Below are 14,047 nucleotides of genomic sequence, written 5' to 3' on the forward strand. Positions count from 1 at the left end.
AGCGTTTCCTCGCCCGGCAATCAGTGGATAGAGCGTTCCGTCGCGGCGTCGAAAAGATGGACCTTGGACGGATCGACGCCGATCTTCAGTTCCTCATTCGGCGCAGGCCGCAGATGCGGCGGCATGCGTGCGGTCAGCGCCGCATCACCAAGGCTGAAATGGACGAGCGTGTCCGAGCCGAGCGGCTCTACCACCTGCACCTTGACCGCAAGCTGCGTGTCGAAGCCCTCGACGGGGCCGAAATGTTCCGGGCGAATGCCGATAATGACTTCGCGCCCGTCGAGCCCCGTTTCGCGGGATGGCCGGATGGCTGCCAGCGGCAGGGCGTTGCCGTCGGAAAATACCAGCCGGTCGCCGCTCACCTTGGCGCGGGCGAAGTTCATCGCCGGCGCGCCGACGAAACCGCCGACGAAGACGCTTTCCGGACGGTTATAGACCTCGTCCGGCGTGCCGACCTGCTCGATATCGCCGCCGCGCAGGATGACGATGCGGTCGGCCAGCGTCATGGCCTCCACCTGGTCATGGGTAACGTAGATGATGGTCGTGCCGAGCTGCTGGTGCAGCCGCTTGATTTCCGTGCGCACCTGTCCGCGCAGCTTGGCGTCGAGGTTGGAAAGGGGTTCGTCGAACAGAAATACCTGCGGGCGGCGCACGATGGCGCGGCCCATGGCCACGCGCTGGCGCTGGCCGCCGGAAAGCTGGCCGGGCCGACGGTCGAGAAGGTGCTCGATGCCGAGCATCTTCGCCGCTTCATCGATGCTGGCTTTGGCCTGGGAGGCGCTGACACCGCGTACCTTCAGGCTGAAACCCATGTTTTCGCGCACCGTCTTGTGCGGATAAAGCGCATAGTCCTGAAAGACCATGGCGATGTCACGCTCGCGCGGCGGCAGCCGGTTGACGACGCGGTCGCCGATCTTCACTTCGCCGCCGGTAATGCTTTCAAGCCCGGCGACCATGCGCAGCGTCGTCGATTTGCCGCAGCCGGAAGGGCCGACGAACACGACGAATTCGCCATCGTTGATTTCAAGGTCTATGCCCTTGACGATGCGAAGCGCACCGTAACTCTTGTCCAGCTTGCGCAGGCTGACCGAAGCCATATTTTCCTCCTCACGACCGGCGCGTCCAGAATTCGGATGGACGCCATTGCCGGTATCAACCTTCAAGTTCCACGCATCGCATCGTCGAAAATCGATCCCGATTGTCTGGCGATATCGTGGGATGGCGAAACGCCTGTCTCCCTGAGGACGTGATATTACCTTTCAAAAAAAGGAAATCAATAGTGTATCAATTTTATTTCTGACAGAAATCAAAAACTATTAAGTCATTGATTTAAAGAAATATAGTCGCAAAACTGCCCGCAGGACAGGCCGCTGCTTGCTTGCCTCCCGTCAAATTTCTCCATTCATCTGGATCACGCGAATTTTGTGCAGTCTCAACGTATGCGAGAAACGTATCGGGCAACGGTATGATCGAACCAGGTCCATGAAACTTCGGCCACCGCACCGTCCTGCGCTTGGCTCAGACGCAACACCCGCGGCACCAGCGCGCCTGATTTCTGACCGAAGACCTCGGGTGTCCATTCGGGTACTTCGCCGAGATCGATGCGATCCTCCGCCTTCGATATCCAGAGGTTGAGACGGGTGCGGTAATAGAGATAGAGGGATTCCGACATGTTCTCGATGGCGATGGTGTCGACGTAAGAACCGTCCAGCCAGATTTCTTCGATGGCCGCCGGTTTGCCGGCAATGCGCCGCAGGCGGCGAATCCTGTGTCCTTCGGTCGATGTGCCGAAGGCGGGCAGGTCGGCAGGCTTGGCAAGGCGGGCCACATCCAGAACCTCCGCCGTCGGCAGGCCGCCGCCCTCGATCAGTTCAAGCCGGAAGAAGGCGTAGACGCTTTGCGGATCGCTGACGGCGCGAATGTAATTGCCTGAGCCCTGCACGCGCTCCAGCAGGCCGCGCTCCTGCAATTCGGCGAGCGACTTGCGAAGCGTGCCAACGGCGATGCCGAGGTCCGCCGCCATATCGCGCTCCGGCGCGAGCTTCTCGCCATCAATCAGCCGGCCCGCCGCCACTTCGCGCACCAGCATTTCCGCGATCTGCATATACATTGGCAGGCTGCCGCCAGTGTGTTTCATATGCCGTTTCCTCCCCCGAAACAAAAATTGATACATCATTGATTTACATATTTCTTGATGTTATGCAAGAAAAACGAGAGCGGCCCTGAGGAGGAATTGCATGACCGTCGTACCCGTTACATCCGCTGATCTCGATGCTGCCGAGGTCTCCTGGTTTTCCGCTTTGTGTTCCGATGACTACGCCTATCTTGGCGTGCCGGATGGCAGCCTGCGCTCCAGTTTCGAGCATTGTTCGAATATCGTCAAAAAGGCCGAAGAACTCGGCTTCCGCAACATTCTCTGCCCTTCGTCCTATCAGGTCGGGCAGGATACGCTGAGCTTCGTCGCCGGCTGCGCGCCGATCAGCGACCGCATCAATTTTCTTGCTGCTATCCGCTGCGGCGAGATGCAGCCAATCATGCTGGCGCGCACGGTGGCGACGCTGGACCACATGCTGAAAGGCCGCCTGACGCTCAACGTCATCAGCTCGGATTTCCCTGGCGAAGTGGCCGATAGCGCGTTTCGCTACAAGCGCAGCCATGAGGTCGTTGAGATTCTGCGCCAGGCCTGGACGCGCGACACCATCGACCATGACGGCGAAATATACCAGTTCAAGGGCGTCTCCACCGAGCCGGCAAGACCCTATCAGCAGAATGGCGGACCGCTCCTTTATTTCGGTGGCTACTCGCCGGATGCGCTCGAACTCTGCGGCGCGCAATGCGACGTCTATCTGATGTGGCCGGAAACGAAGGACCAGCTTGCAGACCGCATGCGTGCCGCAAATGAACGCGCCGCCGCCCATGACCGCACGCTGGATTACGGTCTGCGTGTCCATATGGTGGTGCGCGATACCGAACAGGAAGCCCGCGAATATGCCGAACATCTTGTTTCGAAGCTCGATGACGAATATGGGCAACTGATCCGCAACCGCGCGCATGACAGCGGCTCGCTCGGCGTATCGCATCAGGCGCGTGCCCGCGAACTCGCCGACAAGTTCGGTTATGTCGAACCCAATCTGTGGACCGGCATCGGGCGGGCGCGTTCGGGCTGCGGTGCGGCGCTGGTCGGTTCCACCGACAAGGTGCTTTCGGCGCTGGAGGAATACCAGAAGATGGGCATTCGCGCCTTCATCCTTTCCGGTTATCCGCATCTCGATGAGGCGGAGCACTTCGGCACCAAGGTTCTGCCGCAGATGAAAACCTGCTCCCTGCCGCATGCCTATGGCCGGGTGCCTTCTGAAACGCCGGCCACGCCGCTCGGCAACGGGGAACGCCACTGATGGAACGCATCGCTCTTTCCGACAAACTCGAACTCAGCCGCATCGTCTACGGCATGTGGCGCATAGGCGACGATGCCGATACCTCGCCCGCCCACGTGCAGGCCAAGATCGAGGCTTGCCTCGCGCAGGGCATCACCACCATGGATCAGGCCGATATTTACGGCGGATACACGGCGGAAGCCATTCTGGGTGCCGGCCTGAAAGCCGCTCCGGGGCTGCGTGACAGAATAGAAATCGTCACCAAATGCGGCATCGTTGCACCCGCAGGCCGTCACGCCGCCGCCCGTGTCAAACATTACGACACGACGGCCGGCCACATCAACGCCTCGGTCGAGGCGTCGCTTCGCGACATGGGTACGGATCACCTCGACCTGCTGCTCATTCACCGTCCTGATCCGTTGATCGATGCGGAAGAAACCGGCAAGGCACTCGATGCGCTGGTGGCGTCCGGCAAGGTCAAGGCCGTTGGCGTCTCCAACTTCCGCCCGTGGGATTTCTCCCTGCTGCAATCGGCGATGAGCAACCGGCTCGTGACCAACCAGATCGAAATGAGCCTTCTTGCCACGGATTGCTTCACCAATGGCGATCTGGCCTTCCTGCAGGAAAAGCGCGTTTCTCCGATGGCATGGTCGCCGCTTGGCGGCGGCTCGTTGTTCTCCGGTGCTCATGGCGGCACCATGGCCGCCTTGCAGCGCATCGGCAAGGAACAGGGCGTGGATGCCACGGCAGTGGCGATCGCCTGGCTTCTGCGGCATCCGGCCAAAATCGTGCCTGTGCTCGGCACCAACAATATCGAGCGTATCAGAACGGCGGCCGATGCGCTCAACGTGACGATGGACCGCCAGACCTGGTTCGAACTCTACACCCTTGCGATTGGAAAAGAGGTGCCGTGATGACAGTGGCAGAGGCGATCAAAATGCCCAATGAGCATGTATTCGTTCCCGGCGGCGAAAACAGCCGCAGCTTCCGCAATGCGCTCGGCGCTTTCACGACAGGTGTGACGGTGGTGACCGCCACGACGCCGGAAGGGCCGATCGGCATGACGGTCAACAGCTTTGCGTCCGTGTCGCTCGATCCGCCGCTGGTGCTGTGGTCGCCGGCGAAAAGCTCGTCGCGTTATCAGGCCTTCAGCGGTGCAACCCATTTCGCCATCCACGTGCTGAGCGCCGATCAGGATGTGCTAAGCGCCCGCTTCACCCGCAATGGCCGCGCTTTCGACGATCTCGACTGGGAAATGAATGACGAGGGCGTTCCCGTCATTCCCGGCACGCTTGCCCGTTTCGAATGCCGGCAGGCAGCGTCCCACGATGCGGGCGACCACACCATCATCGTCGGCGAGGTGCTGCGCGCCGCCCATCGCGACGGGGACCCGCTGTGCTTTTCGGGCGGAGCCTTTGGAAGGTTTTCGCGGCAGTAACAGACGCTGCTGGTTTGCCTCCCGGCTTCCGGCGAGACAATGTTACTCCAGCCGCCTTCTGAAATATTTCACGGAGCGCGCCATCGCGCTCCGTTTATATTTATTCAGTCAGTAAAAACGACATTTTACGCTCTTCATACTGGAAAATATCTTCCAAACCGGCCTAGTTTACCTTTACGCGCGAACGGTGATTCGTCGGATCGAAGGCCGCCGTCTGTGCGGGTAAGGGAGAGTGAATGTCCGCTTGTTTCTGCCATGTCCTGGAAGGCGAAAGCCGTCCGATAGCGGGGACAGGTCAGGAGCCACCACGCAAAGTCCTCATTCTCGACGCAAAGGGTCTTCTTGTCCTGTTGCTTTCAATGGTCCCGGCACATGTCGCCGTGGCTGAAACGCTGCGCTGGACGGGGCCTGATGGAGGTGACTGGTTCACCGCCACGAATTGGGGGCCAACGCAGCGCGTGCCGAATGCGGACGATGACGCCATCGTCGATAGTTTGGGGCCGGCGATAACGATCGGCAACAGCGGAAGCATTGGCGGATTGTCGGTTGGCCTCGGCGCCGGTGGCAACGGTACGCTTGTGGTCCGTGGTTCACTGGATACGAAATCGTTCTACCTTGGTCTAACGGATGGGGTCTCCGGTACGGCAACTTTTTCCAGCGCGACCTGGAGTAACAGCAATCTTCTTTCCATCGGTGGTAACGGCACGGGAACTCTTGTTCTGTCGAATGGTACGAGGGCGGCGTCGGGCGACATCCACATAGGCGGATTCGGGACAGGAAACGGCTCCCTCACGCTTGATAATTCATCCAGCCTCTCCAGTTCCAATACTATTATTGTCGGTTACGGCAACGGGACTTCGCTTGCGACCGGCCTCACAGGCAGCCTCAAGGTTTTGGCAGGCAGCACGCTGAAAAGCGTGAACAGCGTCATCGGCGACGATGTGGGCTCCCATGGCGTCGCTATTGTCTCCGGCGCCGACAGCCGCTGGGTGACATCGGACGAGATGGTGATCGGCGAAGCCGGTGTCGGCACTCTGACGATTTCGGGCGGCGGTACTGTTATCAATCGGACGACTGTCATCGCCAGTCTGGATTCAGCGGGCGGAAGTGGAGTGAGGGTCAGCGGTCGTGGTTCGTTATTGCAAAGCGATGGGGGGCTGAAGATCGGCGATGGAGGAGCGGGGACGCTTCTGGTTGAGGCCGCCGGAAAGGTCAAAAGCGACGACGCCGTTATCGGCCTCCAATCGGCCAGTTCGGCAACGGTGACCGGGGATAGTTCCAGCTGGTCGACCGACGATCTGGAGATTGGCAAAGGAACGCTTAACATTACGGCGGGCGGTTCCGTAGACAGCGCCAGAGCGCGTCTCGCTTCCGCTGCCGGGGCAACCGGTGAGGCCGTCGTCGATGGTGAGCGTTCCCTGTGGTCCGTGAAGGATGACATGGTGGTAGGCAAGAACGGCGCGGGCTCCCTGGTTGTCACCGGCGGTGGCCGTGTCGATGCCGGATATGTCGTTCTCGGCGAAAATGCCGGCGCGACCGGCTCAATCCGCATCGCTGGTGATGGAAGCATCTTGCGGAGCAAAAGCGATTTAGCCGTCGGTCATTCGGGCAACGGCTCGGCGGCGATCGAGGCTGGAGGTGCGGTTTTTAGCGACGATGGATATGTTGGGGAGCGAAATGGTTCCAATTCGACCGTCGCCGTGGCCGGCGACGGATCCCGCTGGACGATGACCGGAGAGTTTTTCGTCGGCTATGACAAAGGAGCAACCGGAAACGCCACGGTCAGTGCTGGCGGCGGTATCCGGGCGGCGAATATCGTGCTTGGCAATATCGACGGCTCCTCCGGCACGCTGACCGTCACCGGCGCGGGCTCGACCGTTACAGCCGCTTCCGCTGCGCCCGGTTCCGGCGCGATTTATGTCGGCTTTGGCGGTTCCGGCAGCCTGACGGTGACGAATGGCGCGTCACTCGATGCACATAACCTTTATGTTGCCAGTAAAACCGGAGCGGACGGCACTGTTCTGGTAACCGGCGTTGGATCACGGGCCACGGTGGCCGGGGGTATGGTCATCGGCGGTTCCGGAACCGGGGCGCTGGAGGTGACAGGCGGCGCATCCATCGCCACGCCCACCATCATCATCGCCATGTCGGCGGGTTCCACGGGGGTTTTGAACATCGGGGCGGCGGCGGGTCAGACGGCGCGTTCGGCCGGTGCTGTCGATGCGCGGACCATAAGCTTTGGCGCCGGCAATGGCAGCATCGTCTTTAATCATTCCGAGACCGGCTATCTTCTAACCGCCGATATTTCGGGGACGGGCAGGGTGGTGGCAGAGGCCGGCGTCACAACACTTTCGGGCAATAACAGCTATTCCGGCGGCACCACAATTTCGAGTGGTACGCTGAGGGGCACGGCGGGAAGTTTCGGCTCCGGCGGCATTGCCAATGATGCGCAGCTCGTTATCGATGGCGCGGGCACGCTATTCAATAGCATCAGCGGCACCGGCACCCTTAAAAAAACGGGAGACGGCAATCTCGTCCTGACCGGAAACAGCACCTATTCGGGCGTAACCGAGGTTTCCTCGGGCAAGCTAAGCGTCAACGGCTCACTCGCAAGCATGGTGACCGTCGGCAGCGGTGCGGTGCTTGGCGGTTCCGGCACCATCGGCGGCGTGACCGTCGCATCGGGCGGCACGCTTTCGCCCGGCAATTCCATCGGCACGCTCACCTCCACGGGCGATGTGACATTCGCCAGCGGCTCGGCCTATGCGGTCGAAATCGACGCATCAGGCAGTTCCGACAGGCTTGATATCAATGGCGCTATTACCATCGGTAACAATGTCAGTCTCGTCGTCACACCGTTGTCGAGCCCTTCGGCCTATAGTCTCGGCACCCCATATGCGATCCTGACGGCAACCGGCGGCATTAGCGGCGCATTTTCCAGCGTGGACGAAAATTTCGCCTACCTGATCGTCGGCGTCACAAAAAGCGCCGATAACAGCAAAGCCTATCTCTCTTTCAACCGTGTATCGCCCGAACCCGGGCTTCTTGCCGCGGCGACTTTGACGGAAAACGCACGCAGCGCAGCGAGGGCTGTTGAGGCGAGCGGGGATGCCTCACCGCTTTATCAGACGGCGGTGTTTCTCCAGTCAGGCGAAACCCAATCAGCCTTCTCACAGCTTGCCGGTGAACTGCATCCTTCACTTGCCATGGCATTGATAAATCGCAGTCAGTTGACCCGTGATGTCATTCTCAACCGGCTGCGCAGCGCCTTCAAGGGTATCGATGCGCGTCCGATCCTGCCTGCTGTCGGAAGGGCGGGGGCATCGGATCCGATGAATATCGATGAAGGCTCCCTCACTTTCTGGTCCAATGGTTTCGGGTCGCGCGGACAAATCGATGGCGATGGCAACGGCTCGTCGGTCAGTATGAAGGGTGGCGGCGTCTTTTTTGGTCTCGATGGTGATTGGGGTGACGGTTGGCGCGCCGGTGTTGCTGCCGGTTATGGCCGTGATGTCATCAGCCAGAAGTCTTTTTTGGCGTCGGCAGATGTGGACAGCTATTATGCGGCTGCCTATGCCGGCGGGGCAATTGGCCCGGCCTCGCTGCGCCTTGGAGCTATTCACGCATTTCAGGACGTCGAAACCCGCCGGGCGGTGTCGTTTTCGACATTGGAGGAAAATCTGGCCGCTGGCTATGACGCCTCCACCACGCAAGTCTTTGCCGAGGCAGCCTGGCGTTTCGATTTTGATCTCGTCCAGTTCGAACCCTACGCCAGTATCAGTTATGTGAATACGAAGACGGATGCCTTCGGCGAAAAGGGCGGCATGGCCGCCGTTTCTTCCGGCTCTGCCAGCCATGACCAGCTTTATTCAACGCTTGGTGCGCGTTTCAGCCGTGATATCGCATTTGAGGGTATGGCTGGGCAGGCGATGTTCGATATCGGCTGGCGTCATGCCTATGGCGATCCGGCGGTTGAGAGCACCTTGTTCTACACGGGTGGCCAAGGCTTTTCCGTTACAAGTGCGGCGATGGCGCAGGATGTGGCGTTGATCAATCTGGGACTGCGCTACGACCTCAATCCCGCCGCCACTTTGACATTCCGTTATGGCGCTGTTTTCGGAGCAGGCATGCTGGATCAATCCGCCTCTGCCGAACTGGGAGTCCGTTTTTGATGAGGCGTTGTCAAAACTTGGTTGGGAAGACAGCCCTCGCTGCCTTCCTTTCCGCCAATGTTGCAGCGAGTGCGCTTGCGCAGGAGGCAGCGAAGGTTGCTGGGCTCATGCACGAGGTTTATGGAAGCTGGCAGCTCGCCTGCGCGGCGCCAGCGAAAAAGGACGAGGCCGACCCGAACGCTTCAGTGGCGGTGGAAAAGCCGGCCTGCGCCATAGCCCAGGTGCAGCTTGAGGAGAAAACCCGCAAGCTTGTCGTCTCGGTCGAATTCCGGATTGATGATCCGAAAATGCCTGACAAATTGTCCGGCACCATCGTCATGCCTTTCGGCCTTGCCGTCACAAAGTTGTTTTCGGTGAAATCCGGAACTGTGCGGCTGCAGGAAGTGCAGGTTAGCACCTGCCTGCCCGTCGGCTGCATCGTGTCCTTCACGCCCTTTGTCGAGCTTGTCTCGGCGCTTGAGGCGGGAAAGACATTAACGATCGAAGCCCCCGATCTGCATGGCCGCACGGTGTCGTTCCAGTTGCAGGCGGCGGGTTTTTCCGAGGCGCTGAAGCGCCTCGGAAATCTGCGATAGAGCGTTTCCAGTAAAAGTGGAACGCTTTTACGTCCGGACAAGGCGTAAAATCAAAAACGATCTAGGCAGCGACGGAATCAGGTTCGCCTTCGCCCTCCGGCTTTTGCGGCTCGGCGGGCTTCCGGGCTGATTTCTTGCGGGAAAACAGCCCGGTGAGGAAGTGGCCGAACCGGTCCATTTCCACGAAGATAACGGGGGTGATGAACAGCGTCAGCAATTGCGAGACGATAAGGCCGCCAACCACGGCGACGCCGAGCGGCTGGCGCAGTTCCGAACTTGCGCCCGAGCCGAGTGCGATGGGGAGCGCCCCAAGCAGCGCGCAGAAGGTTGTCATCATGATCGGCCGAAACCGGCGAACGCAGGCTTCGTGAATGGCGGTTGCGGGCGGCTCGGCTTTTTCGCGTATCAGTTCCACCGCGACGTCGATCATCATGATCGCATTTTTCTTGACGATGCCGATCAGCATCAGCAGGCCGATCAGCGCGATGATCGAGAAATCCATGCCCATCACCTTCAGCGCCACCAGCGCGCCGAAGGCCGCCGCCGGCAGGCCGGAGAGGATGGTCAGCGGATGGATGAAGCTCTCGTAAAGCACGCCGAGAACGACATAGATGGTCAGCACCGCCGCCAGAATGAGGAGGCCGGTATTGCCCTGGCTCTGCTGGAAGATCGCCGCCGTGCCGCCATAGCTGGTGAAGACATCCTGCGGCAGGCCTATCGTGCTCTTGATCTGATCGATCCGGCTTGTGGCATCGGAAAGCGCCACGCCATCCGGCAGGTTGAAGGAGATGGTGGTGGAGACGAGCTGGCCCGTCTGGTTGATGGTAACGGGCGCTTGTGTGCGGGTTAGGCTGGCGAAGTTTGAAAGCGGAACCAGAACGCCCGATTTCGCCGAAAGAATATTGATATCGCTGAGGAAATCATCATTCCACGGTTTCGAGCTGTCGAATTCCACAATCACGTCGTAACTGTCGCCGGTGGACTGGATCTGTGCCGCCGTATAACCGCCAAAGGACATTTCCAGCGTCTTGCGCAACTGGTCATTGGTGATGCCGAAGGCAGCCGCCTTTTCCGGGTCGACGGAAATCGTCGCGGCGATCGCGCCGTTCTGGGCGTCGGAGGTGACGGAGGTGAAGGTGTGGTCGCGGCGCATCGCTTCCATCAGCTTGTTCGACCATTCATTGGTCGTGTCGGCGTTCAGGCCCTGAACGACGAGCTGGTACTGGCTGGCGGAGCTGCGTCCGCCGAAACGCAGGCTCTGCTGCGGATTGATATAGGTGCGGATGCCCGCCACTTTCGATGTGGCCTGCCCCAGTTCCGCCAGCACCTGGCTGAGCGGCGCGCGCTCTTCCTTAGGCTTCAGCTCCACGAACATCGAGCCGTTGTTCAGCGGATTGCGGGAATTGCCTCCGACTATGGAGGTGACGTGCACCACGGCCGGATTCTTGCGGATCTGATCGGCGACCTGGGCCTGGAGATCGCGCATCGCCGTATAGGAAATATCCTCACGCGCCTGCGTCGAAACCGAAAGACGGCCAATATCTTCCTGGGGAAAGAAGCTGGAGGGCAGGGTTTCGAAGAGATAGAGCGATGCCGCGACCGAGGCGAGAAACGATGCCAAAACGATGCGGCGATGGGAAAGACACCAGCCGACGACACGGCCATAGGCGCGCAGCGTGCGTTCGAAACCCGCATCGAACCAGCGGATGATCGCCGGTGGTCTGGAGGAGTGGCCGGAGAGGCGCGAAGCGAGCATAGGCGTCACCGTCAGCGAGACCAGCGCCGAGGCCATGATCGCGAGCGTGACGACCATGCCGAACTCGTTGAAGAGCCTGCCGATGACGCCGCCCATCAACAGGATGGGGATGAAGACGGCCACCAGCGAGACGGACATGGAGAGAATGGTGCTGCTCACCTCCGCCGCGCCCTGAAGGGCCGCTTCGCGCATGGGCAGGCCTTTTTCATGCAGGCGCAGGATGTTTTCCAGCATGACGATGGCGTCGTCCACCACCAGCCCCACCGAAAGTGTCAGGCCGAGCAGCGAGATATTGTCGATGCTGTAGCCCAGAACATACATCATGCCGAAGGCGGTGATGAGAGACAGGGGGACTGCAAGGCCCGGAATGATGGTCGCCGTCAGGTGCCCGGTGAAGAGATAGATGACCGCAACCACCAGCCCGATGGTGAGAAACAGCGTGAACTGAACGTCTGAAATTGCGTCCTTGATGGCGGTCGAGGCGTCATTCATGACGTTGATATTGACCGAAGGCGGCAATTGCTGGTGAAGCGCCGGCAGCTTGGCTTTGATGGCGTCCACCACGTCGACGGTATTGGCGTCCGGCTGGCGCTGCACGGCGAGAACGATGGCCTGTTCGCCGTCGAACCAGCTGCCGGCATTGGTGTTGTCGATGCTGTCGGTGACATTGGCGATATCGCCGAGATGGATCGGCGCGCCATTATTCGTCGAGACGACCAGCGAGCGGAAGGCGGCAGCATTGGTGCGCTGGGTATCGGCCTCGATCGTCAGGCGCTGATTGTCATTCTGCAACGCTCCGACGGGAACCTGATTATTCGCCTGGGCGATGGCGGTGGTGACGGTGTCGACGCCGAGCCCTCTTGCCTGAAGCTGGGCCGGATCGAGGCCGATACGCACGGCATAGGTCTGCGCGCCATAGATGCTCACCTGCGCGACGCCCGATATGGTGGACAGAAGCGGAGAAATGATGTTCTCGGCGATTTCATCGACCTTGCTGGTCGGCATTTCCTTGCTGTTGACGGCCAGCAGCAGCACCGGCGCATCGGCCGGGTTGGTCTTGCGATAGCTTGGCGTTGTCGTCATGTTGCTCGGCAATTGCCGCTGCGCGCGCGAAATCGCGGCCTGCACATCGGCCGCCGCTGCATCGATATCGCGGTTAAGATCGAACTGCAGCACGATCGAGCTGTTGCCGAGCGTATTGGTGGCGCTGATTTCGCTGACGCCGGGAATGGTCTCGAACTGCTTGACCAGCGGTGTGGTGACCGATGTGGCCATGGTTTGCGGCGAAGCGCCGGAAAGCGACGAGGAAACGTTGATCGTTGGGAAATCCACCTTCGGCAGGGCGGCGACGGGCAGCAGGCGGAAGCCGGCAAGCCCGGCCAGCACCAGCCCGATGGCGAGAAGCGTGGTGGCGACGGGCCGGTTGATGCAGAAATTCGGGATCATTGGCCGCCAACCTTTTCCTGCGGAATATTGGCGGCCAGATTGCCGGCCGCGCCGCCCTTGTCGGAAAATTGCTCGACCACGAACTGGCCGTCGGCAAGTTCGGATTGACCCTCGATAATCACATGCTCGCCGCCATTGAGACCGCTTGCGATGGCGGTAAGATCGCCATTCGAGCGGGCGACTTCCACCGGCGTCATATGGGCATGATGCTCGCTATCGACGGTATAGACGAAATTGCCCTTCGGTCCCGGCCGCACGGCAACCGTCGGTACGACGATCATTTCATCGTCCGAAACGAAGTGCGCGGTGACATTGACGGACTGGCCTGGCCATAAAAGACCGCGATCGTTCTTGAATTCCGCCTTGGCCAGCACCGTGCCGGAGGTCTGGTCCACCGTATTGTCGTAGAACCGCAGCACGCCGCTCATCGGTTCGCCCCCCGTCGCCGCGGGGTCGACATCGACTGCGGTATTTTTCGCCACGCCTTCTCGCAATTGCGGTAGATAGCGCTGGGAGAGCCGGAAACTGACCGAAATCGGATCGTATTTGGTGATCGTCACGATATTGACGCCGGCGCTGAGATAGGCGCCGGGGCTGACACTGATATCACCGAGCCGCCCATCGAAGGGGGCACGGATTTCCATGTGCTCGAGCGTCACCTGGTCAGAGGCAAGCGTTGCCTTGTCGGCATCGATCTTGGCGCTGGCGCTATCCCGCGCCGCCCTTGCCTGATCCAGCACCTGCTGGGATTCCGCGCTCTGCTTGACGAGATTGGCGGCGCGCTGGAAGGCGGCCTCCGTCTGCTCCAGCGTTGCCTGATCGGCGGCGATATTGGCCTTGTCCTTGTCGACAGCGGCGCGGGCGATGCGGTCGTCCATCTTGAGGATAAGGTCGCCCGCCTTGATATGCTGACCGTCCTTCGCCTCGATTTCCATGACGAGGCCGGCCTGAAGCGGCGCGATATTGGTAATGTCGGCCGCAACCGCCCAGCCCGTCGCCGTTGCATCCATTGGCAACGTCGCCTTGCCGACGGCGATGGTGCTGACGGTGGGTGGCCCGCCATTGCGCCGCCCTCCACCCTGTTTTTGTCCCTGCTGCCGGGCTGGTTGGCTGCTTTGGGAGGACTGCGTCGCCGTTTCGGCGTCGGCCCTGGGAGACACGCTGGCGAATTGCTTGATATAGGGGACTTGATCGAGCGGCAGGCGATCCTTGAAATACCAGGCACCGGCGGCTGCGATGGCAAGAACGCTGAGAGCGGTCCAGAAACGTTTCATCTGACGATTCCG

Annotated in this window: 9 protein-coding genes; 5 read left to right on the plus strand and 4 right to left on the minus strand. The window is 60.5% G+C overall.

The window, feature by feature from the left end; translation table 11 throughout:
• Positions 1-20: 20 nt before the first annotated feature.
• Both ACQZ40_RS19535 and ACQZ40_RS19540 read right to left on the minus strand, forming a co-directional pair.
• Positions 21-1,097, minus strand: a complete 1,077-nt coding sequence (locus ACQZ40_RS19535) for an ABC transporter ATP-binding protein (RefSeq protein WP_448748509.1) — start codon at positions 1,095-1,097, stop codon at positions 21-23.
• Between the two features lie 335 nt (positions 1,098-1,432).
• Positions 1,433-2,137, minus strand: a complete 705-nt coding sequence (locus ACQZ40_RS19540) for a GntR family transcriptional regulator (RefSeq protein ID WP_065655620.1) — start codon at positions 2,135-2,137, stop codon at positions 1,433-1,435.
• A gap of 100 nt (positions 2,138-2,237) precedes the next feature.
• On the opposite strand from ACQZ40_RS19540, the gene ACQZ40_RS19545 reads away from it, so the two are divergent.
• The 5 genes from ACQZ40_RS19545 (at position 2,238) to ACQZ40_RS19565 (ending at position 9,559) form a co-directional block, all read left to right on the plus strand.
• Positions 2,238-3,395: an LLM class flavin-dependent oxidoreductase gene (locus ACQZ40_RS19545; RefSeq protein ID WP_448748510.1), complete on the plus strand. Its 1,158-nt coding sequence runs from the start codon at positions 2,238-2,240 to the stop codon at positions 3,393-3,395.
• The gene (locus tag ACQZ40_RS19550; RefSeq protein WP_078052565.1) at positions 3,395-4,288 is read left to right on the plus strand and encodes an aldo/keto reductase; all 894 of its coding nucleotides are present in this window, start codon (positions 3,395-3,397) and stop codon (positions 4,286-4,288) included. Before ACQZ40_RS19545 ends, ACQZ40_RS19550 begins: the two co-directional genes overlap by 1 nt.
• Positions 4,288-4,812, plus strand: a complete 525-nt coding sequence (locus tag ACQZ40_RS19555; RefSeq protein WP_003519878.1) for a flavin reductase family protein — start codon at positions 4,288-4,290, stop codon at positions 4,810-4,812. The genes ACQZ40_RS19550 and ACQZ40_RS19555 overlap by 1 nt, the downstream gene beginning before the upstream one ends.
• A gap of 236 nt (positions 4,813-5,048) precedes the next feature.
• On the plus strand, positions 5,049-8,984 hold the full coding sequence (locus ACQZ40_RS19560; protein ID WP_448748511.1) for an autotransporter domain-containing protein: 3,936 nt from the start codon (positions 5,049-5,051) through the stop codon (positions 8,982-8,984).
• Positions 8,984-9,559 (plus strand): invasion associated locus B family protein, encoded by a 576-nt coding sequence (locus ACQZ40_RS19565; protein ID WP_448748512.1) that lies wholly within the window; start codon positions 8,984-8,986, stop codon positions 9,557-9,559. Before ACQZ40_RS19560 ends, ACQZ40_RS19565 begins: the two co-directional genes overlap by 1 nt.
• Positions 9,560-9,620: 61 nt before the next feature.
• Here ACQZ40_RS19565 and ACQZ40_RS19570 read toward each other — a convergent pair whose 3' ends face one another.
• Complete coding sequence (locus ACQZ40_RS19570) at positions 9,621-12,761, minus strand: efflux RND transporter permease subunit (RefSeq protein ID WP_448748513.1); 3,141 nt, start codon at positions 12,759-12,761, stop codon at positions 9,621-9,623.
• A complete protein-coding gene (locus ACQZ40_RS19575) occupies positions 12,758-14,035 on the minus strand; it encodes an efflux RND transporter periplasmic adaptor subunit (RefSeq protein WP_142844606.1) in 1,278 nt (425 codons plus the stop codon). Before ACQZ40_RS19575 ends, ACQZ40_RS19570 begins: the two co-directional genes overlap by 4 nt.
• Positions 14,036-14,047: the final 12 nt, after the last annotated feature.

Source organism: Agrobacterium sp. 16-172Ci (assembly GCF_053522725.1).

Bases quoted from the DNA above. Each gene is read 5' to 3' on its own strand.
- ACQZ40_RS19535 (WP_448748509.1), bottom strand. From the start codon at position 1,097: ATGGCTTCGGTCAGCCTGCGCAAGCTGGACAAGAGTTACGGTGCGCTT.
- ACQZ40_RS19540 (WP_065655620.1), bottom strand. From the start codon at position 2,137: ATGAAACACACTGGCGGCAGCCTGCCAATGTATATGCAGATCGCGGAA.
- ACQZ40_RS19545 (WP_448748510.1), top strand. From the start codon at position 2,238: ATGACCGTCGTACCCGTTACATCCGCTGATCTCGATGCTGCCGAGGTC.
- ACQZ40_RS19550 (WP_078052565.1), top strand. From the start codon at position 3,395: ATGGAACGCATCGCTCTTTCCGACAAACTCGAACTCAGCCGCATCGTC.
- ACQZ40_RS19555 (WP_003519878.1), top strand. From the start codon at position 4,288: ATGACAGTGGCAGAGGCGATCAAAATGCCCAATGAGCATGTATTCGTT.
- ACQZ40_RS19560 (WP_448748511.1), top strand. From the start codon at position 5,049: ATGTCCGCTTGTTTCTGCCATGTCCTGGAAGGCGAAAGCCGTCCGATA.
- ACQZ40_RS19565 (WP_448748512.1), top strand. From the start codon at position 8,984: ATGAGGCGTTGTCAAAACTTGGTTGGGAAGACAGCCCTCGCTGCCTTC.
- ACQZ40_RS19570 (WP_448748513.1), bottom strand. From the start codon at position 12,761: ATGATCCCGAATTTCTGCATCAACCGGCCCGTCGCCACCACGCTTCTC.
- ACQZ40_RS19575 (WP_142844606.1), bottom strand. From the start codon at position 14,035: ATGAAACGTTTCTGGACCGCTCTCAGCGTTCTTGCCATCGCAGCCGCC.